Consider the following 20,356-nt stretch of genomic DNA (forward strand, 5'->3'; position numbering starts at 1 on the left):
AGCTTCATCCCTGACTTTTCTGGATGGCGGCGCGGAGCACCAGGCGGTCGTCGAAGGGGCGTACCACTCCGTGGATGTCCTGGCCCTGTTCATGGCCCTTGCCCGCGACGAGCACGGTGTCGCCGGGTTCGGCGCGGGCCACGGCCGAGGCGATGGCGGCGGCGCGGTCCTCGAAGACCTGGACCTCGCCGCGCTCGTGGGCGGGCACCTCCGCGGCGCCCGCCAGCATCGCGGCGAGGATGGCGAGGGGGTCCTCGGAGCGCGGGTTGTCGGAGGTCAGCACGGCGGTGTCGGCCAGGCGCGCGGCGGCCGCGCCCATCGGGCCCCGCTTCGTCGTGTCGCGGTCGCCGCCGCAGCCGAGCACGATGTGCAACTTGCCCTCGGTGACCTTGCGCAGCGAGCGCAGGACCGATTCGACGGCGTCCGTCTTGTGGGCGTAGTCGACGACGGCGAGGTAGGGCTGGCCCGCGTCGACGCGCTCCAGGCGGCCGGGCACGCCCGGTACGGCGGCCACGCCGTCGGCGGCCGTCTGCGGGTCGAGGCCCGCGACGGCGAGCGTGACGATGGCGGCGAGGGTGTTCGCCACGTTGAAGGGGCCCGGCAGCGGGGCGGTGGCCGAAATCCGCTGCCCGCCGGGAGCGACGACCGTGAAGGTGCTGCTGTCCTGGCTGACGCGGACGTCCTCGGCCCGCCAGTCGGCGTCGGGGTGGCCCTCGGCGGAGAACGTGGTGATGTCGATGCCCGCCTCCTTCACGAGCCTGCGCCCGTAGCCGTCGTCGAAGTTGACGACGCCCCGCTTGGCCCGCTGGGGGGTGAACAGCCGCGCCTTGGCCTGGAAGTAGTCCTCCATGTCGGAGTGGAATTCCATGTGCTCAGGGCTGAGGTTGTTGAAGACGGCGACGTCGAAGACGCAGCCGTCGACCCGGCCGAGCACCAGCGCGTGGCTGGAGACCTCCATGGCGACCGAGTCGACGCCGCGCTCGCGCATGACCGCGAACAGCGCCTGGAGGTCGGTGGCCTCGGGGGTGGTGCGCTCGGACTTGATGCGCTCGTCGCCGATGCGCATCTCGACCGTGCCGATCAGGCCCGTGGCGTGCCCGGCGCCGCGCAGGCCGCCCTCGACGAGGTAGGCGGTCGTGGTCTTGCCCGAGGTCCCGGTGATGCCGAGCTGGAGCAGATCGCGGCCGGGGTGGCCGTAGATCTCGGCGGCGAGCTCGCCCATCCGGCCGCGCGGGTCGCCGGCGACCAGGACCGGCAGACCCGTCGCGGCGGCGCGGTCGCGGCCGGCCGGGTCGGTGAGGATGGCGACGGCGCCCAGGCTCGCGGCCTGGGCCGCGAAGTCGGCGCCGTGGGTGTTGGCGCCCGGCAGCGCGGCGTAGAGGTCTCCGGGGCGTACCGACCGGGAGTCGTGCGTGATGCCGGTGACCTCCCCCGGTCCGGGGTCGCTCGTCCCCAGGCGCTCGGCCAGCGCGCCGAGCGGGGTCGGGCGGGCCTGTTCCGGTCGGGGCGCTCCCGGGTGCTGCGCGGGGACGTCCTTCGGGGCGGTTCGGTACTGATCAGCGTGTGGCACGGCGGTGAGCGTACCGGGCGCATGGGCCGGGTCGCCAAAAGAGGGGGGCACGGCGTCCTGGGTCCCGTCCTGGTTCCCAGGGCCCTGGGTGATGGTTGTCACTGAGGCTTCCGGATTCAGTCGTTGCCGCCGAAGGTGACGGGCAGGTTGGGCGCCTGTGCTCCGCTCGGCGGGATCTGGAGGGTCTTGAGGGCGAACTCCATGACCTGCTTGTAGATGGGTCCGCAGATCTGGCCGCCGAAGTAGCTGCCCTTGGTGGGGTTCTGGATGGCGCAGTAGACGGTGATCCTGGGGTTGTCGGCGGGGGCGAAGCCCGCGAAGGAGGCGGTGTAGCCCTTGTAGGTGCCGGTCTTGGGGTCGACCCGGTTGGCGGTGCCGGTCTTGCCCGCGACCCGGTAGCCGGGGATGGCGGCCTTGGTTCCGGTGCCCTCGGCGTCGCCGACGACCGATTCGAGCATCTGGGCCAGCGTGTTGGCGGTCTTCTCGCTGATGACCCGGGTCTGCTTGGGCGCGGGCGCCGGCGTGAACCGCCCGTCGGGCCCCTTCGTGCCGCGCACCAGGGTCGGCTCGACGCGTACGCCGCCGTTGGCGATGGTCGAGTACACGGACGCCGCCTGCATCGCGTTGAGCGAGAGGCCCTGGCCGAAACGGACCGTGTACTGCTGCGAGCTGGACCACTTGCTCGCCGGGGCCAGGATGCCCGGGGTCTCGCCGGGAAAGCCGAGGCCGCTGGGCGAGCCGATGCCGAACTTGCGCAGGTAGGAGTAGAGGACGTTGTCGGCCTGCGCGTCGGTCTTGCCCAGCTGTTCGACAGCGAGGATGGTGCCGATGTTGCTGGACTTGGCGAGGACGCCGTTGAGCGTCAGGTTCCAGGTGGGGTGGTCGACGTCGTCCTTGAAGAGCCGGTCGCCGCGCTGGAGCCGGTTGGGCACCACCACATGGGTCTCGGGCGTGGCGACGCCCTCCTCCAGGACTGCGGCCATGGACATGACCTTGGCCGTGGAGCCGGGTTCGAAGGCATCCTGGAGCGCCGCGTTGCCGAGGGAGGCCGCGCTCGCCTGGCTGATGTTGTTCGGGTCGAAGCCGGGCGCGTTCGCCATGGCCAGGACCTCGCCGGTGTCGGAGCGCTGCACTATGACGTACCCGCGGTCGGCATGGGACTCGGCGACCTGGTCCGAGATCGCCTTCTGGGCCATCCACTGGATGTCCCGGTCGATGGTCAGCTCGACGTCGGAGCCGGGCACAGCGGGGGTCTCGTGGGTGCCGGCCGTGGGCACCCGGCGGCCGCCGGACTGGGCGTAGGAGATCTTGCCGTCGGTGCCGGCCAGCTCCTTGTTGAGGGACGATTCGAGGCCGCCGCCGCCCTTGCCTTCGGCGTTGACGTACCCCAGTATCCCGGCGGCCAGGTCGCCGTTGGGGTACACCCGCTTGGTGCTGGACTCGTTGAGCACGCCGGCCAGCACGTTGGCGCCGGGGCCGCCCTTGGCGCGGTCGGTGGCCGCCTTCTCGGTGAAGACCTTCTTCAGGTCCTTGATCTGGTTCCAGACCTGCGGGGTCTGCCTGCGGGCGAGCACCACATAGCGGGTCTTGGGCGTCCTGAGCTTCTTGGCGAGCTCGGCCTGGCCCTTGCCGACCAGCGGCGCGAGCAGCGCGGCCGCCTGCTCGGGGGCGTCGGGGATCTTGGTGGCCTCGGGGGTGAAGAGGGTGGGGTCGGCGGTGATGTCGTAGGCGTCGACGCTGGTGGCGAGCGCGATACCGGCCCGGTCGGTGATCTGGCCGCGCTCGGCGGGCAGCGCGTAGCTGGCGTAGCGGTTCTTGTCGGCCTTGGCGGCGTACGCGCTGGCGTCGACGGCCTGGACCTGGAGCAGGCGTCCGACGAAGGCGAGCATGACCAGGGTGAGCCCGAGGCTGACCAGGCGGAGCCGGGGGCGGTGGCTGGACGGCTTGAACTTCTTGGCGGCCGGCCTGCGGGCCACCGGCCGGGGGCGGGGGCGGGGGTGGGGGCGGGCCGGCGCGGGCACCCGGCGGCGCGGGGGTTCCTTGGGGCTCACTGCGTCACCTGCCGGGTGTCGGGGAGGGCGTGGCGGGCTTGCGGGGGCGCGCGGCCGGGGGGTGGCGGCGGGGCTGGCGCGCGGTGGCCTGGTTCTGCGCCACGGGCAGTGGGGACGGTTCGGCCGCTTCGGCGGCCGAGGGGTCACCGGCCGGGGCGGGGACGCCCTTGACGGTGCCGTCGGGGCCCAGGAAGACGGGGCTGCCGCCGGGGACCATGCCGAGGTCGCCGGCCCGGCGGGCGAGCGCGTCGGGGGCCGAGAGATCGTCCACGTCGCGCTGGAGCGCCTGCTGTTCGTCGGTGAGGTCGGTGGTCTGCCTGCGGTACTCACTGAGCTTGAACGAGCCTTCGTTCAGGGCCGAGTTGAGCACCAGGAGCGTGATGAGACCGCCGCCGAGCAGCGCGACGACGAGGAGCACGAACGGGGTGCGGGCGGCGCTGTTGGCCCCCTGCGACGGCATCAGCCTGCCGAGCCGCGCGGCGGTGCCGCGCAGCTGCCTGGCCGGTTTGCTCACACGTCCTCCCTGATCCGCTGGGCCCCTCGGAGCCGGGCGGGGGCCGCGCGCCGGTTCTCGGCGACCTCCTCCTCCGTGGGAAGTTCGGCGCCGCGGGTGAGGAGCTTCAGGCGCGGCTGGTAGCGCTCGGGGACCACCGGGAGCCCGGGCGGCGCGGTGTTGGCGGCGCCGGCCGCGAACACCTGCTTGACGATGCGGTCCTCCAGGGACTGGTAGGAGAGGACCACGACCCGGCCGCCCACCGCGACGGCCCCGACGGCGGCGGGGATCGCCCGTTCCACACTGGCGAGTTCGCCGTTGACCTCGATGCGCAGGGCCTGGAAGGTGCGCTTGGCGGGGTTGCCGCCGGTGCGCTTGGCGGCCTGCGGCAGCGCGTCGCGGATCAGCTCCACCAGCCGGGCGCTGTTGGTGAACGGTTCCTTCTCGCGCTCGCGGACGATCGCCGAGACGATCCGCTTGGCCTGCTTCTCCTCGCCGTACGCCCGCAGGATCCGCACGAGTTCACCGGGCGGGTAGGTGTTGAGCACTTCGGCGGCGCTCAGTCCCACCGACTGGTCCATCCGCATGTCCAGCGGTGCGTCCTGGGCGTAGGCGAAGCCGCGGTCGGCCTCGTCGAGCTGCATCGAGGAGACGCCGAGGTCGAACAGGACGCCCTGGACGCGCGGGACGCCGAGCCGTTCCAGCACGTCGGGGAGCTCGTCGTAGACGGCGTGCACCAAGGTGGCGCGCTCTCCGAAGGGGGCCAGACGCTCGCCGGACAGGCGCAGGGCCTCCTTGTCGCGGTCCAGGGCGATCAGGCGCACATGGGGGAACTGGGTGAGCAGGGCCTCGCTGTGGCCGCCGAGGCCGAGGGTGCAGTCGACGACGACCGCTCCCGGCTCGGTCAGGGCAGGCGCCAACATGTCCAAGCATCGCTGGAGCATCACCGGGACGTGTCGCTGGCTCAAAGCCGCCCTCTCAAGGATCCGGCACCGCCGCGCGTACGCCCCGGATCCCCGCTGCCCCGCCGACGGGGCGGACCGCTGGCGCCGGGAAAGGGGCGTCAGCCGACCGGAGGGCGGGAGGAGGCCGAGCCGTACGTGCGCCGCGCACGCGGGTGAACGTATGGTCCGGGAGGCCGTGCTTCCCGGAAGAATGGGGTCGCGCAAGGCGGGAGAGCGTGTGTCACGCCTCCCACTTCGCGCCACTTTAGTCCACTCGTCCCTTGGGTCAATCAACCCTCCAGCGCGCCGCCGGGCACTTTTTTCACTCGTCCGGGTGTGTCCCGATGAGGCCTGTGGGGTACCTCACAGATGCCCGAGTTGACGCTCTTTTTCCGGCCCCGGGACGCGACGGGGAGATCAACGGCGGCTACCGTCATATACATGTCGACTCCTGCGCACATACCGGCGGAGGCTCCTGCCCAGCGTCCGCACCTGACCCTCGAGAGCGGGGGTTCGGTGACCGACCGTCTGGTCGAGGCGAACCGCCACTACGCGGCCGCCTTCACCGACCCCGGCATGGACGCCCGTCCCGTCCTGCGGGTCGCCGTCGTGGCGTGCATGGACGCCCGGCTCGACCTGCACGCCGCCCTCGGTCTCGAACTCGGCGACTGCCACACCATCCGCAACGCGGGCGGCGTGGTCACCGACGACGTGATCCGGTCCCTCACCATCAGCCAGCGCGCGCTGGGCACCTCCAGCGTCATGCTGGTGCACCACACGGGCTGCGGCATGGAAACCCTCACCGAGGACTTCCGGCACGATCTGGAGGTCGAGGTGGGCCAGCGCCCGGTCTGGGCCGTCGAGTCGTTCCGCGACGCCGACCAGGACGTACGCCAGTCGATGCGGCGGGTGCGGACCTCTCCGTTCCTGTTGCACGTGGACGACGTCCGCGGCTTCGTCTTCGACGTGACCACGGGTCTTCTGCGGGAGATCGACCCCGCCGGCTGAGCGGTCGGCGGCGGATTGAGGACCGGCCCGGAAAGGGCCGGACGTAAATAGGGGGACAACTCACCATGAATCCCCCTCAGTTGTCCACAGGCGAGTGACACGGCGCGGCAACGGCAACAAGAATGCGGATGTGACATCGGTCCGAACCCTTCGGCCGTGGTGTCCGTATCTCGGGGTGGGCCGGGCCGTTCGCTGCGCGTCGGCCCGCAGGAAAGGGCCGAGGAGGGCCGGGTGACGACCTATGACGATCGAGCGAGCCTCAGCGATCTGACCGCCACGGCGGAGCGCGTCCGCGCGTCCGTGGAGAGCGTGATCGAGGGCAAGCCCGAGGTCGTACGGCTTTCGCTGACCGTACTGCTCGCGGAGGGCCACCTCCTGATCGAGGATGTGCCCGGCGTGGGCAAGACCATGCTGGCCAAGACCCTGGCCCGGTCGATCGACTGCTCGGTCCGGCGCATCCAGTTCACACCGGACCTGCTGCCCTCCGACATCACCGGTGTGTCGATCTTCGACCAGCAGCGGCGCGACTTCGAGTTCAAGCCCGGCGCGATCTTCGCCCAGATCGTGATCGGCGACGAGATCAACCGCGCCTCGCCCAAGACCCAGTCCGCCCTTCTGGAGTCGATGGAGGAGCGGCAGGTCACCATCGACGGCCAGAGCTACGAACTGCCCAGCCCCTTCATGGTGGTGGCCACCCAGAACCCGGTGGAGATGGAGGGCACCTACCCGCTGCCCGAAGCCCAGCGCGACCGGTTCATGGCCCGCGTGTCGATGGGCTACCCCAGCCCCGAGGCCGAGCTCCAGATGCTGGACGTGCACGGCTCCCTCTCGCCGCTCGACGACCTCCAGCCGGTGGCGCACGCCCACGACATCGTCAAACTGATCGACGCGGTCCGCGGCGTGCACGTCGCCGACGCGGTGCGCCGGTACGCGGTGCAGCTGGTCGGCGCGACCCGCGGCCACCCCGATCTGCGGCTCGGCGCCTCGCCCCGCGCCACGCTCCACCTGGTGCGCGCGGCCAAGGCGTCCGCCGCGCTGAGCGGCCGCGACTACGCGCTGCCCGACGACGTACAGGCGCTCGCCGTGGCCGTGCTCGCCCACCGGCTGCTGCCCACGGCGCAGGCCCAATTGGCCCGGCGCACCGCCGAGCAGGTGGTCCTGGAGATCCTTCGGCACACGCCCGTCCCGCAGGCCGCAGGCCCGCTGCCGGGCAACGCGCCGCACGGCAACGCGCCGCACGTCCGGCAGCCGCCCGGCCCGCGGCGGCCGTGATGACGGCCGGGGCGCTCCCCGCGGAGTCCGCTGAGTCCGCCGAGCCCGCCGAGCCCGCCGACGACCGGGCCGGTGGCGGCCCGTTGACGGCCCTGACCGGCCTGACCACCCGTGGCCGCTCCTTCCTCGCGGCCGGCGTCGCGGCCGCGGTCTGCGCGTTCGTCCTGGGCCAGGAGGACCTGCTGCGGGTGGGGCTCCTGCTGGCCGCGCTGCCGCTGGTCTGCACGGTGGTGCTCTACCGCACCCGCTACCGCGTGGCAGGCAGCCGCCGACTCGACCCCGAGCGGGTCCCGGCCGGCTCCGAGGCCCGCGTCCAGCTGCGGATCGACAACGTCTCGCGGCTGCCCACCGGCCTGCTCATGCTCCAGGACCGGGTGCCCTACGTGCTCGGGCCGCGCCCGCGCTTCGTGCTCGACCGGGTCGAGGCGGGCGGCAGGCGCGAGGTCTCCTACCGGGTCCGCTCCGACCTGCGCGGCCGCTACCCGCTGGGGCCCCTGCAACTGCGGCTCAGCGACCCGTTCGGGATGTGCGAGCTGAACCCGCGCCTTCAGCGCGTACGACACGCTCACCGTCATTCCGCGCACCGAACCCCTGCCACCGGTGCGCCTTTCGGGCGAGGCCTCGGGGTACGGCGACGGACGGCACCGCTCGCTCGCCCTGGCCGGCGAGGACGACATCATTCCGCGCGGCTACCGGCACGGCGACGACCTGCGCCGGGTGCACTGGCGCTCCACCGCGCGCTACGGCGAACTGATGGTGCGCCGCGAGGAGCAGCCGCAGCGGGCCCGGTGCACCGTGCTGCTCGACACCCGCGCCCTCGCCCATGTGGGCGCAGGCCCCGACTGCGCCTTCGAGTGGGCGGTCTCGGGCGCGGCCTCCGCCCTGACGCACATGCTGGAACGGGGCTTTTCCGTACGGCTCCTGACCGACACCGGCAGTTCGGTGCCCGGCGAGGGATCGGGCGGCTTCGCGGGCTCGGGCCAGGACTCATCGGAGGCGGCCGGCCTGCTGATGGACACCCTCGCCGTCGTCGACCACTCCGACGGCGGCGGCCTCTCGCGCGCCTACGACGTGCTGCGCCGAGGCAACGAAGGGCTGCTCGTCGCCTTCTTCGGCGACCTCGACGAGGAGCAGGCGGCGATCGCGGCGAAGATGCGGCGGCGCAGCGGGGCCGCGGTCGCCTTCGTGCTCGACAGCGAGCTGTGGGCGCCCGGCGTCCAGGAACACGGACCCGTCGAGGAGCGCCTGCGGCTGCTGCGCGAGGCGGGGTGGACCGCGCTCCCGGTGCGGCCCGGCGCGCTGCTTGCGGACCTGTGGCGCCTGGCGGGCCAGGAACGTACCCATGCGAAGGCGGCGCCCGGTGGCGCGGCCGGCCCGGCGGGGGGATGGTCATGAGCGGGCGCGGACGGCTGGCGCTGTGCGCCTACGCGGCCACGGTCCTTTCGGCGTGCTCGATGCTGCCGCTGGTGGACCCGGCCGTCTGGCTCGTCCAGGCTGCCTTCCTGCTGGCGATCGTCAGCGCGGTCGGCGCGCTGGCCCGGCGCGTGCCGCTGGCCCGGCCGCTCACCGTGCTCGCCCAGGCCGTCATGGCCCTGGTGACGCTGACCGTGGTGTTCGCCCGCCGGCAGGCGATCGGCGGGATACTGCCGGGCCCCGACGTCTTCGTCCAGCTCAACTCCCTGCTCCAGCAAGGGAGTTCGGACGTCGGGCAGTACGCGATCCCGGCTCCCGCGACGCCGGGCATCCGGCTGATGATGGTCGGCGGGGTGCTGATCATCGGGCTCTGCGTGGACGCGCTCGCGGTGACGTTCCGCAGCGCCGCGCCGGCGGGTCTTCCGCTGCTCGCGCTGTACTCGGTGGCCGCGGGGCTCTCCGGGGGCGGCGCGAGCTGGCTCTGGTTCGTGCTCGCGGCCGCCGGCTATCTGCTGCTTCTGCTCGCCGAGGGACGCGACCGGCTCGCGCGGTGGGGGCGGGTCTTCAGCGGCGCGGCGCGCCCGCCGGGCCGGGCCCAGCAGGGCATGTTCGAGAACACGGCGCCGCTCGCCCCGGTCCGTACGGGACGGCGCATCGGGGTGCTCGCGCTCGGCATCGCGCTGGTGATCCCGGCGATGCTGCCCGCGCTGGACGGCGGACTGCTCAGCGGCGGCGACGGCCAGGGCGGTGACGGGGCCGGCGGGACCATCTCCGCGGTGAACCCACTGGTGTCGTTGCAGAACAGCCTGAACCAGCCCGAGGACCGCGAGGTCCTGCGGTACAACACCAACTCCCAGGACAGCGACGAGATGTATCTGCGGATCGTCGCGCTCGACGAGTTCGACGGAGCGTCCTGGAGGTCCTCCGAGCGGCACATCACGGACGTGCCCGATCCGCTGCCGCCGCCGGACGGGCTGAGCTCCGCGGTCGGCACGACCGAAGTCCAGACCAGCGTCTCGGCCGCCGGCTGGTACGCGCAGAGCTGGCTGCCGATGCCCTTCCCCGCGACCCAGGTGAAGATCAAGGGTGACTGGCGGTTCGAGCCGGTGGGCCGCACCCTTGTGGGCGACCGCAAGCAGACGACCCGGGGCGCGCGGTACACGGTCGCCAGTCTTCTGGTGCGGCCGACCGCGACGCAGCTGGCCCAGGCGCCCACGCCGCCCTTGGCCCTGCTCGATGAGTACACGCGCGTCCCGGACTCGCTGCCCTCGGTGGTCGGCGCCACCGCGCGGCGGGTCACCGCGGGCGCGGCCAACAACTACGAGAAGGCCGTCAAGCTCCAGGACTGGTTCTCCACCGGCGGCGGCTTCACCTACAACACGCATGTAGCGTCGGGCAGCGGTACCGAGGCGATCGCCAACTTCCTCAAGGAGAAGGAGGGGTTCTGCGTCCACTTCTCCTTCGCGATGGCCGCGATGGCACGCACCCTTGGGATTCCCGCCCGGGTCGCGGTCGGCTTCACTCCCGGTGAACCGCGCTCTGACGGCACGATGTCGGTGGGCCTGCGCGACGCGCACGCCTGGCCCGAGCTGTACTTCCAGGGCGTGGGCTGGACGCGTTTCGAGCCGACGCCCACGCGGGGCAGCGCCCCCGACTACACCCGGAGCCAGGCTCCTGCGGACAGCCCGAGCAGTCCGGCCCAGCCGGCCAGGAGCCCTTCCGCCGAGCCGTCGGCGGCGCCGTCCGTCGCCGACTCCTGCCCGCCCGGCGCGCGGCGCCTCGGGGACTGCGGCGCCACTGCGGCGGCGGGTGTCGCGGGCCCCACGGACAGCGGGCCCTCGGCCCCGGCCCTGATCGGTACGGTCCTGGGCGTGGCCGCGCTGCTCGTCCTGCCGCTGCTGCCGCTGCTGTGGCGCGCGCGGGTGCGGGCCCGCAGGCTCGGCTCCGGGGGCCGCACCCCGGCCGACGCCGTGGCCCATACGCTGGCCGCCTGGCAGGAGATCACCGACACGGCCTGGGACTACGGCATCCTGCCCGACGATTCGCTGACGCCCCGCAAGGCGGCGGTACGGGTCATTCTGCTGGGCCATCTGGACGGCGCGGCGGCGGCGTCCGTCCACCGGGCGGCGGGGGCGGTCGAGCGTGTGCTGTACGCCCCCGACCCGCAGCCGACCCCCGGGCTCGTGGACGACGTGACCCGCGTGCGGGCGGCCCTGCGCGGACAGGCATCCCGGCTAGGGACCCTCCGGGCCGTCCTGGCCCCGCGCTCAGCCGTCCGGGTGATCTGGTCGGTGTCGCGCCACTGGACCCGCCTGAGCACAACCCTGGCCCACCACGCGAACCGGCTACGACCGACCCCGTCCCTCCGCTGGCCCCGATCGCGCAGTTCCCCGCGCCCCTGACGGGGCCCCCGGGCCCCTCCAGGGACGGCTTTCGGGTGCCGACCGTGCCGGGCTGGGCGCGCAGTTCCCCGCGCCGCTTGGCGGGGCCGGTGCTGGCCCGCATTGGCAACCTCAGCCCGTCCGGCGTTTGAGGACGAGCGCCCTTCAGGCGCGAACGGGGTCTGGGGCGCAGCCCCAGGGACCCCGGCTGCGGACCGTACGTGGCTGATCGCACAGTTCCCCGCGCCCCTGGCGGGATCGGTGCCGGCCCACATGGACATCCCCAGCCCGTCCGGCGTTTGAGGACGAGGCCGTTCAGGCCGGACGGGGTCTGGGGCGCAGCCCCAGGGACCCCGGGTGCCGACCGTACGTGGCGGGACGCGCAGTTCCCCGCGCCCCTGGCGGGATCGGTGCCGGCCCACATGGACATCCCCAGCCCGTCCGGCGATTGAGGACGAGCGCCCTTCAAGCGCGAACGGGGTCTGGGGCGCAGCCCCAGGGACCCCGGGTGCCGACCGTACGTGGCTGAGCGCGCAGTTCCCCGCGCCCCTGGGCAGGGTCCGTGCTGGCCCGCATGGGCATAGTCAGCCCGTCCGGCGTTTGAGGACGAGGCCGTTCAGGCCGAACGGGGTCTGGGGCGCAGCCCCAGGGACCCCGGGTGCCGACCGTACGTGGCGGGACGCGCAGTTCCCCGCGCCCCTGGCGGGATCGGTGCCGGCCCACATGGACATCCCCAGCCCGTCCGGCGATTGAGGACGAGGCCCTTCAGGCCGAACGGGGTCTGGGGCGCAGCCCCAGGGAGCTCGAGTGCCGACCGTGCGTGGCGGGGCGCGCAGTTCCCCGCGCCCCTGGCAGGGCTGGTGCCCACCCGCATGGACATGGGCCCGGGCGACCCCGTACAGGGCTGAGGGGCGGCCGCCTCCTCGGAGGTGACCGCCCCTCAGTGCAGGTCAGGACGGGGCGGGGCTAGCGCCCCTCGTCGCGGCGCCGCTGCCACCGCTGCTCAATCCGGTCCATCATGGACCTCCGCTGCCGAGCCTGCCGCACCGCACCGGAACCCCGGGCCTGTTCACCGGGCCGCGGCGCCTTGCGCCAGCCGGTCACCGCGAGTACCGCACATCCGAGCATGACGAGGAACCCCACCACACTGATCCAGATCTGCTGCGCGACCATTCCTGCCATGAGGAGCGCGATACCCACCAGGAAGCCGGCGACCGCCTGGTAGACCCGTCGCCGGGTGTACGTACGCAGCCCGCTTCCCTCAAGCGCTGTCGCGAACTTGGGATCTTCGGCGTACAGCGCTCGCTCCATCTGCTCGAGCATGCGCTGCTCGTGCTCCGAGAGCGGCACGGAGTCCTCCTACTCGTCGGTCGCGGGGGGCGACCGGATGCGGCCCCTTCAGGATAGGCAGGGAATCGCCCCCGTGAAACCCGCCCTCTACGCCAATTCGCCACCCGGGCCGCCACGGCGGTTCGGCTGTGGAGATTCAATTCCCCAAGAGTCGATCCGTCATGCCGGACGGTGTCCCCCGATCATACGGGGCAAAGCCGCCGATCGGGGGGCCTGTGGCGTACTGCATGCGGGACAGCGCCCCTGATCAGCCCGCCCGGGGCGGCCCGCCCCGGCTCAGCCGCGCTTCTCGCCCAGTACGTGCAGCTGGGTGGCGACGGCGTGGAAGGCGGGCAGCTCGGCGGCCGCGGCCTCCAGCTTGAGCAGCGCGTCGAGGGCGCCCGGCTCGGTGTCCACCAGGACGCCCGGGACCAGGTCCGCGAAGACCCGCACCCCGTGCACCGCCCCCGCCGTGGCCCCCGCGTCGCCGACGAGCGCGGTCAGCTGCTCGGCCGTGAACCGGTGCGGGACCGGGTCGCCCGCGCCCCAGCGCCCCGCCGGGTCGGACAGCGCGTGCCGGGCCTCGGTGAAGTGCCCGGCGAGCGCGCGCGAGAGCACCGCGCCGCCGAGGCCCGCCGCGAGCAGGCTGAGCGCGCCGTGCGGACGCAGCGCGTCCACCGCGTTGCGCACGCCTTCCGCCGGGTCCTCGACGTACTCCAGGACGCCGTGGCACAGCACCGCGTCATAGCCGCCGCGCTCGACCACGTCGAAGAGGCCGAGCACGTCGCCCTGGACGCCCTGGACCCGCTCGGCCACCCCGGCCTCGGCGGCCCTGCGCTCCAGGGCGAACAGCGCGTTGGGGCTGGGGTCGACCACGGTGACGCGGTGGCCGAGCGTGGCCAGCGGCACCGCGAAGTTGCCGGAGCCACCACCGGTGTCCAGGACGTCGAGCGCCTCGCGTCCGGTCGCCTCGACCTGGCGGTCGAGCGCTTCCTTCAAGACCTCCCAGACCACGGCGGTACGAAGGGAGGCGCGGGGGCGCATGGGGTCCGACACGGCAGTTGACTCCTCGGCGCGGTGCCGCCGCGGACGCGGCGTGGGAACGGGAAGGGTGAAGCCCCGTCCACCCTATTGCCTTCCCCGCCCACCCCTGATCAGCCGCCACCCCGCCGGGGATGGCGGAACCTCGCCCCGCTCCCCCTACCCTCGCGCCTCCCCCCGCGCATCCCGCTCGCGCGCCCTGGGCTGGGGCAGTACGGGCTGAAGGACCAGCAGGCGTTCGACCAGGCGGAGGAACATCGCCGCGTCACGCAGCAGATCGTCGGCGTCCCGGGTGGTGGCCGCGCCCTGGATGCCGGCCTCGGCGCGGGCCCGCCGCTCGGCCCCGGAGGCGAACAGCGCGCTCCACTCCGTCAGTTCGGGCGCTATCTCCGGCAGCACTTCCCAGGCGCTGCGGATGCGCCGGCGCTGGCGCGGGCCGGCCTCGGGGCGCCCGCGCGCGGCGAGGACGGCGGCGGCGGTGCGCAGGGCGGCCAGATGGGCCGTGGCGTACCGCTCGTTGGGGGCGTCGAGGCGGGCCGCCTCGTCCAGGCCGCCGCGTGCCTGGGCGAGCAGATCGAGGGCGGCTGGCGGTGCGCCCGCCCGCCGCAGGACGGGGTGGACATCGCTCGCGGGACCGCCCGCGGGACCGTTCAGTGAGGGGACAGGGCTGCTTGCGCGGCGCCGGGGTACAGCTGCTGCGTGGGAGCTGGCCATGACGAACCTCCTGTCGTCGAGTGACGGCGCTGTGGCCGTATGTGCCCATGGTGAGGGGCACCACTGACAATTACCCCCGAATCCCCCTCTGACCTGCTGCTTTGCCCCACTCGGCAGGTGCGGCTATCTTTTGTACTGACCAGTCAGTTCAAAAGTGGACCGGCGGATCCGGTCCGGGGGACGCGAGCAGGGGGGAATCGGGAGAGCATGGACAGCCCGCAATCGGAAGTGACCGGCGCGGCGATACGCGCCGAGGGCTTCGGGCTCAAGGGACCACGCGGCTGGGTCTTCAGGGGCGTGAGCGTCGGCGCGGCCCCCGGCTCGCTCGTCGCGGTCACCGGCCCCTCCGGCTCCGGCCGCACCTGCCTGCTGCTCGCCCTCACCGGCCGGATGAAGCCCGCCGAGGGCTGGGCCCGGGTGGACGAGCACCAACTGCCCCGCGCAATGGCCGCCGTGCGGCGGATCAGCGCGCTCGCCCAGGTACCCGGGGTCAGCGAACTCGACCCCGCCCTGACCGTCGCCGAGCACCTGCGCGAGCGCGTGATGCTCAAGCGCCGCTACGACGGCTCGGTCCGCGCGCTCCTGCGCTCCCCCGCCCGCCGCCGGGCCGAGGCCAAAACCCTGATCGACCAGGCGCTCGCCGGCGCGGGGCTCGACCTCGCCGCCCTGCCCAAGCGCGAGCGCACCGCCGTACGCGACCTGGAACGGCTCGAAGCGCTGCGGCTCACGGTGGCACTCGCGCTGATCCAGCGGCCCCGCCTGCTCGCGGTGGACGACACCGACATGAAGCTCGCGGACGGCGAACGCGCCGCCGCCTGGGCACTGCTGCGCTCCCTCGCGGACGCCGGCACCACGGTTCTCGCGGTGTGCGCCGAGGCGCCGGCCGGGGCCGACACCACCGTGACGACGACAGAAGCCGGCGCCGAGGACGGGGCCACGAGCGAAAAGGGGGCGGCCGATGCGTGCGCCACGACTGGCAGCGCTTGAGCTGAAACGGTTCGGCCGCGGGAAGCTGCCGCGTGCCGCCCTGGTCGCGCTGCTCCTGCTGCCGCTCCTGTACGGCGCGCTGTACCTGTGCTCGTTCTGGGACCCCTACGGCCGCCTCGACAAGATCCCGGTGGCCCTGGTCAACGACGACAGGGGCGCCGACGCCGCCGGGCAGCAGCTCCACGCGGGCGACGACCTCAGCGCGAAGCTGCGCGAGAGCAAGACCTTCGAGTGGCACGAGGTCAGTGACGCGCAGGCGCGCGAGGGCCTGGAGAAGGGCACGTACTACCTGTCCCTGACGATGCCGGCCGACTTCAGCAAGAGGATCGCGTCCAGCTCCGGGGACTCCCCCGAGACGGGCGCGCTCCAGGTGCGGACCAACGACGCCAACAACTACATCGTCGGCTCGATCTCCCGCTCGGTCTTCTCCGAGGTGCGCGCCGCCGCCTCGTCCAAGGCGTCGCGGTCCTTCCTCGACAAGATCTTCATCTCGTTCGGCGACCTCCACGACTCCACGGAGAAGGCCGCCGAGGGCGCGGGCGACCTCAAGGACGGGCTCGACAAGGCCAAGGACGGCTCCAAGCAGCTGGCCGACAAGCTCAAGGACGCCAAGGACGGCAGCGGCAAGCTGGCTGGCGGCGTCTCCGAACTCGACACCGGCGCGGGCAAGCTGGCGAGCGGCGCCCAGCAGGTCGCCGACGGCACCCAGAAACTCGCCGACCAGGTCAACGGCGTGGCCGGGCAGGTACGTCCGTACCTCAAGGACAACGGCAAGGCGGTCGGCGACGCGGCGAAGCTCCTCGCGGACTCGATCCAGCCGGTACGCGACCAGCTCACCCACATCATCGACCTCGCGCCCGCCGCGGCGGCCGGCACGCGCAAGGCCTCCCAGGACCTGGACGCCCTCTATCAGCAGCTCTGTGTGGACACCTCCACCGAGGGCCAGGTGTGCCCGAAGCTGAAGGACGCCAAGAAGGCGATGGCCACCGGCGCCACCCTTACCGAGGACGTCACCAACCTTGTCAAGGACCAGGGGGGTGATTTCAAGAAGCTGGACAAGAACCTCGAAGACCTCCAGACCAAGGCCAGGGACCTGACCGCGAAGGCGCCGCACCTCTCGGGCGACCTGGAAAAGCAGGTCGCCGACATCAACAAGCTCAACAAGGGCGCGCACGACGTCGCCAAGGGTGCGGGCGACATCCACACGGGCCTCAGCCGCGCCAAGACCGGCTCCACCGACCTCGACAAGGGCATCGGCAAACTGGAACAGGGCGCGGGCGCGCTCGACGGCGGCATCATCAAGCTCTCCGACGGCTCGGTCCAGCTCTCCAACGGCCTGCACGACGGCGTCGGCAAGATCCCCGACTACGACAAGCAGCAGCGCGACCAGCGCACCGAGGTGATGGCCGACCCGGTCAAGCTGGCCTCCCAGGCGATGCACAAGGCGCCCAACTACGGCACCGGCTTCGCCCCGTACTTCATCCCGCTCTCCCTGTGGGTGGGCGCGATGGTCGCGTACATGCTGATCCAGCCGCTCAACCGGCGCGCCCTGGCCGCCGGCGCGTCGGCCTGGCGGATCGCGTTCGCCGCGTGGCTGCCGGTGGCGGCGATCGGCCTGCTCCAGGTCGCGGCGCTGATGTCGGTGCTGCACTTCGGGCTGGGGCTCGAGATGCGGCGCACCGCCGGAACGCTGGGCTATCTGGCGCTGACGTCCTGCTGCTTCGCGGCGATCGTGCAGTGGCTGAACGCCAAGTTCGGCGCGGCCGGGCGCATCCTGGTGCTCGCCGTCCTGATGCTCCAGCTGACGTCGGCGGGCGGCACCTATCCCGTCCAGACCAGCCCGGCCTTCTTCAACGCCATCCACCCCTATCTGCCCATGAGTTACGTCGTGGACGGCCTGCGCCGGCTGATCACGGGCGGCGACCTGGGAGTGGTGTGGCAGGGCTGCGCGGTCCTTGCGGCGTTCACCGTCGGCGCCCTCGCGCTGACCGCGCTGTCGGCCCGGCAGAAGCAGGTGTGGACGCTGGATCGGCTGCACCCCGAGCTGAGCCTGTGAGAATCGACGCCATGGAGAGCAGCAGCACCAGACGGCAGGCGACCCGGCAGAAGCTCTACGAGGCCGCCGTGACGCTCATCGCCGAGCAGGGCTTCTCGGCCACCACGGTCGACGAGATCGCGGAGCGGGCCGGCGTCGCCAAGGGCACGGTCTACTACAACTTCAAGAGCAAGACCGAGCTCTTCGAGGAGCTGCTGCGCCATGGCGTGGGTCTGCTGACCGCCTCCTTGCAGGCGGCCGCGGACGAGACCGCCGAGCGCGGCGGCACCGGGATCGAGGCCCTGGACGCGATGATCCGGGCCGGTCTTGACTTCATCCACCGCTATCCGGCCTTCACCCAGCTCTACGTCGCCGAGCTGTGGCGCACCAACCGCGCCTGGCAGTCCACCCTGCTTGTGGTGCGCCAGGAGGCGGTGGCCGTGGTGGAGCGGGTGCTGCGGGACGCGGTGGCGGCGGGCGAGCTGAGCGAGGAGATCGACATTCCGCTCACGGCGGCGGCGCTGGTGGGGATGGTCCTGGTGGCCGCGCTCGACTGGCAGGCCTTCCAGAGCGAGCGCTCCCTGGACGACGTCCACGCGGCGCTCTCCCGGCTGCTGCACGGCCGGGTGGGCGGGCGCTAGCCGGGCCCGGTCACGACAGCACGCCGGCCGGCGCGGTCCAATCCCCCTGGACCGCGCCGGCCGGCGCTCTTCTCGCGTGTTCCCCCGGGTCTCCCCCGACCCCGTCACATCCGGGGAGCCGCGCCGGTTCCGCCGCCCCGTGCCGGCGGTACCGGCGCCGCGCCCCTTCCATGGCCTCCACTTTCCCGTCCCCACAGGTGAAAGCCCATCCGTGCGGGTACTCATCTGGCCATCTAGGTACGGATACTCAGACCTGGGCGCACGGCCTCATTCCGCGCGGCCCGCGACTGGCTACGATCTGGGACGTGTCCGTACTCCCCCTCGTCTTCACCAGCGGCTGGGCGAGCGGGGTCAACGCGTACGCGGTGGTCCTGCTGCTCGGCATCTTCGGCGCCACCGGACTCACCGACGAGGTGCCCGAGGCGCTCCAGCGGCCCGATGTCCTGATCGTGGCCGGCGTTCTCTTCCTCTGTGAGGCGGTCGCGGACAAGATCCCGTACGTGGACTCGGTCTGGGACTCCGTGCACACGGTGATCCGGCCGATCGCGGGCGCGGTCGTCGGCGCGCTGCTCGCCGGCCACAACGGTTCGCTGCCGGATCTCGCGGCCGGGGCGGTCGGCGGTTCGACGGCGCTGATGAGCCATCTGGTCAAGGCCGGGACGCGGATGGCGGTGAACACCTCGCCCGAGCCGTTCAGCAACATCGCGCTGAGCACGGCCGAGGACCTGGGCGTCGCCGGGCTCATCGTTTTCGCGCTCTTCCATCCGCTCGCGGCGGCGGTGATCGCGGGCACGCTGCTCGTGCTCGGGGTCGTGATACTGGTCGTGCTGTGGCGCCAGATCCGCCGTTTTCGGCGGCGCAGGGCGCAGCGCCGGGAGGAGAAGCGGCTGGCCTCGGCCGGGGTGGCGCGGCCGCCCGAGTGAGGTGTCAGTGGCGGCGGATAAAGTCGCTGACATGGCACGGATTGCGGTGATCGGCGCCGGTGCGGGCGCCATGGCGGCTGCTGCCCGGCTGGCCGTGGCAGGCCACCGGGTGACGGTGTACGAGCGCTCGTCGACGTACGGCGGCGCGCTGGGGCGCTTCGAGCGGGACGGGTTCGTCTTCGACACCGGCCCCGCTCTGCTGCGGCTGCCCGCCGTCTACCGCGACCTGTTCGTGAAGACCGGCAAGGAGCCGCTGGAGAGCCGCGTCGAGCTCGCCCCGGTGGACCCGGCCTCGCGCCATGTTTTCGCCGACGGCAGCGAGGTCTCGCTGCCCAACGCATCGCGCGCGGGCGTGATCTCCGCCCTCGACGACGCCCTGGGCGCCGGCGCGGGCGAGCGGTGGGGCGCCTTTCTCGGGCGCGCGAGGGAGACCTGGGACCGCACGCGCCGTCCGCTCCTGGAAGAGCCTCTGTGGCCCAACTGGCAGGTGCTGGCCCGCGAGCCCTACCCCGCGCTCAAGCAGCGCCGCCTGCTCAGGCCGCCCCGCCAGGCCGCCACCCTGCACGAGATCGCCGTCCAGGAGCTGGGCGGCGGGCGGCTCGGCGCGCTCTTGGAGAGCTACGCCCTCGAGTACGGCCTGGATCCGGCATCGGTCCCGGCCGCCGCGGCCGTGCTGCCGTACATGGAGCACGCCTTCGGCAGCTGGTATGTGCGCGGCGGCATGCGGGAGTTGGCGCGCGCGATGTATGAGCGCTGTCTGGCCCGGAAGGTCACGTTCGTCTTCGACGCCGAGGTGACCCTGATCAGGGAGAAGGACGGCCACGTGGCGGGCGTGGAGCTCGCCGACGGCACGGTCGTGGCGGCGGACCGTGTGGTGTGCGGCGCCGATCCGCGCGGGCTGCGACGGATGCTGCCGGGGCGCAAGGTGTGGGAGACGGGCAGGGTCTGCCCCGACGAGGCGGCCCGGCCGAGCCGGTTCACCGTGCTGCTCGCGCTGCGCGGCGCACGGCCCGAGGGCACGGCGCACCGCACGGTGGTCCACTCGCCGGACGCGGCGGCCGAGGCCCGCGCGGCCTTCACGGGCCCGGGCGCGGGGGCGCCCACGGTCACGGTGCTGCGCCCCGACGACCCGGCGGTGCGGCCGGACGACGACCACGAGGCGGTGACCCTGACGGCGACGGTCGCCCCGCACGGCCCGGTCGACTGGACCGAGAAAGCCCTGATCGCGCGGTACACGGACGAGCTGATCACCGCCGCCGCGCGGGCCGTGCCCGGGCTGCGGGAGCGGCTGCTGTGGCAGGAGGTGCGCACCCCGGTGCGGGTGGCGGAGGCGACCGGCGCGGAGGGTGGTTCGGTGCCCGCGCCCTCGCTGGCCGGCGCCCGCGCCGCGCTGCTGCACCCCGCCAACTCCACGGCCCTGCCGGGCCTGCACCTGGCCGGTGGCTGGGCGCACCCCGGCGGCGGGCTCGCGCACGCCGGGATGTCGGGCGCGCTGGTGGCCGGCCTGATCGTCGAGGGGGAGGACTTCCGGGGCTCCCAGTGAGCCCCGGCTTT

The 20,356-nt window shown here is 73.0% G+C and carries 15 protein-coding genes and 1 pseudogene; 9 read left to right on the forward strand and 7 right to left on the reverse strand.

Annotation, left to right across the window (positions count from 1 at the left end; genetic code table 11):
• Positions 1 to 4: 4 nt before the first annotated feature.
• From ABR738_RS11215 to rsmH, 4 genes are read right to left on the reverse strand one after another with little or no spacing between them, the layout of a single operon-like run.
• Positions 5 to 1,672, reverse strand: coding sequence for a UDP-N-acetylmuramoyl-L-alanyl-D-glutamate--2,6-diaminopimelate ligase (locus ABR738_RS11215; RefSeq protein ID WP_502964067.1), 1,668 nt, complete (start codon positions 1,670 to 1,672; stop codon positions 5 to 7).
• A 14-nt stretch (positions 1,673 to 1,686) separates the two neighbouring features.
• Positions 1,687 to 3,621 carry a peptidoglycan D,D-transpeptidase FtsI family protein gene (locus ABR738_RS11220; RefSeq protein WP_350229820.1) on the reverse strand — a complete coding sequence of 645 codons (1,935 nt, stop codon included), beginning with the start codon at positions 3,619 to 3,621 and terminating at the stop codon, positions 1,687 to 1,689.
• Positions 3,622 to 3,625: 4 nt separating this feature from the next.
• A complete protein-coding gene (gene ftsL, locus ABR738_RS11225) occupies positions 3,626 to 4,135 on the reverse strand; it encodes a cell division protein FtsL (protein WP_350229821.1) in 510 nt (169 codons plus the stop codon).
• Positions 4,132 to 5,082 carry a 16S rRNA (cytosine(1402)-N(4))-methyltransferase RsmH gene (gene rsmH, locus ABR738_RS11230; protein ID WP_350229822.1) on the reverse strand — a complete coding sequence of 317 codons (951 nt, stop codon included), beginning with the start codon at positions 5,080 to 5,082 and terminating at the stop codon, positions 4,132 to 4,134. Before rsmH ends, ftsL begins: the two co-directional genes overlap by 4 nt.
• A gap of 417 nt (positions 5,083 to 5,499) precedes the next feature.
• Between rsmH and ABR738_RS11235 the strand changes: the two genes are divergently transcribed.
• The 4 genes and pseudogenes from ABR738_RS11235 (at position 5,500) to ABR738_RS11250 (ending at position 11,153) form a co-directional block, all read left to right on the forward strand.
• Complete coding sequence (locus ABR738_RS11235) at positions 5,500 to 6,066, forward strand: beta-class carbonic anhydrase (RefSeq protein ID WP_350229823.1); 567 nt, start codon at positions 5,500 to 5,502, stop codon at positions 6,064 to 6,066.
• 231 nt (positions 6,067 to 6,297) lie between these two features.
• Complete coding sequence (locus ABR738_RS11240) at positions 6,298 to 7,338, forward strand: AAA family ATPase (protein WP_350229824.1); 1,041 nt, start codon at positions 6,298 to 6,300, stop codon at positions 7,336 to 7,338.
• Positions 7,338 to 8,733 (forward strand): annotated as a pseudogene (locus ABR738_RS11245) (DUF58 domain-containing protein). Before ABR738_RS11240 ends, ABR738_RS11245 begins: the two are co-directional and overlap by 1 nt.
• A complete protein-coding gene (locus ABR738_RS11250) occupies positions 8,730 to 11,153 on the forward strand; it encodes a transglutaminaseTgpA domain-containing protein (protein WP_350229825.1) in 2,424 nt (807 codons plus the stop codon). The pseudogene ABR738_RS11245 and the gene ABR738_RS11250 overlap by 4 nt, the downstream one beginning before the upstream one ends.
• A gap of 945 nt (positions 11,154 to 12,098) precedes the next feature.
• Here ABR738_RS11250 and ABR738_RS11255 read toward each other — a convergent pair.
• From ABR738_RS11255 to ABR738_RS11265, 3 genes are all read right to left on the reverse strand, one after another.
• Complete coding sequence (locus tag ABR738_RS11255) at positions 12,099 to 12,482, reverse strand: SCO2097 family morphological protein (RefSeq protein ID WP_350229826.1); 384 nt, start codon at positions 12,480 to 12,482, stop codon at positions 12,099 to 12,101.
• Between the two features lie 276 nt (positions 12,483 to 12,758).
• The gene (locus ABR738_RS11260) at positions 12,759 to 13,517 is read right to left on the reverse strand and encodes a methyltransferase (protein ID WP_350229827.1); all 759 of its coding nucleotides are present in this window, start codon (positions 13,515 to 13,517) and stop codon (positions 12,759 to 12,761) included.
• 144 nt (positions 13,518 to 13,661) lie between these two features.
• A complete protein-coding gene (locus ABR738_RS11265; RefSeq protein WP_350229828.1) occupies positions 13,662 to 14,216 on the reverse strand; it encodes an SAV_6107 family HEPN domain-containing protein in 555 nt (184 codons plus the stop codon).
• A gap of 207 nt (positions 14,217 to 14,423) precedes the next feature.
• Here ABR738_RS11265 and ABR738_RS11270 point away from each other — a divergent pair, with 207 nt between their 5' ends.
• The 5 genes from ABR738_RS11270 (at position 14,424) to ABR738_RS11290 (ending at position 20,345) form a co-directional block, all read left to right on the forward strand.
• Positions 14,424 to 15,203, forward strand: a complete 780-nt coding sequence (locus ABR738_RS11270; protein WP_350229829.1) for an ATP-binding cassette domain-containing protein — start codon at positions 14,424 to 14,426, stop codon at positions 15,201 to 15,203.
• A complete protein-coding gene (locus ABR738_RS11275; RefSeq protein ID WP_350229830.1) occupies positions 15,175 to 17,259 on the forward strand; it encodes a YhgE/Pip family protein in 2,085 nt (694 codons plus the stop codon). The genes ABR738_RS11270 and ABR738_RS11275 overlap by 29 nt, the downstream gene beginning before the upstream one ends.
• An 11-nt stretch (positions 17,260 to 17,270) precedes the next feature.
• Positions 17,271 to 17,879, forward strand: a complete 609-nt coding sequence (locus tag ABR738_RS11280; RefSeq protein WP_350229831.1) for a TetR/AcrR family transcriptional regulator — start codon at positions 17,271 to 17,273, stop codon at positions 17,877 to 17,879.
• 305 nt (positions 17,880 to 18,184) lie between these two features.
• Entirely contained in the window at positions 18,185 to 18,802 is a 618-nt protein-coding gene (locus tag ABR738_RS11285) for a DUF4126 domain-containing protein (protein WP_350229832.1), read from the forward strand.
• Positions 18,803 to 18,833: 31 nt separating this feature from the next.
• A complete protein-coding gene (locus ABR738_RS11290) occupies positions 18,834 to 20,345 on the forward strand; it encodes a phytoene desaturase family protein (protein ID WP_350229833.1) in 1,512 nt (503 codons plus the stop codon).
• The last annotated feature ends 11 nt before the right edge of the window (positions 20,346 to 20,356 follow it).

Origin of the sequence: Streptomyces sp. Edi4 (genome assembly GCF_040253615.1) — a bacterium.
Taxonomy (GTDB): domain Bacteria; phylum Actinomycetota; class Actinomycetes; order Streptomycetales; family Streptomycetaceae; genus Streptomyces.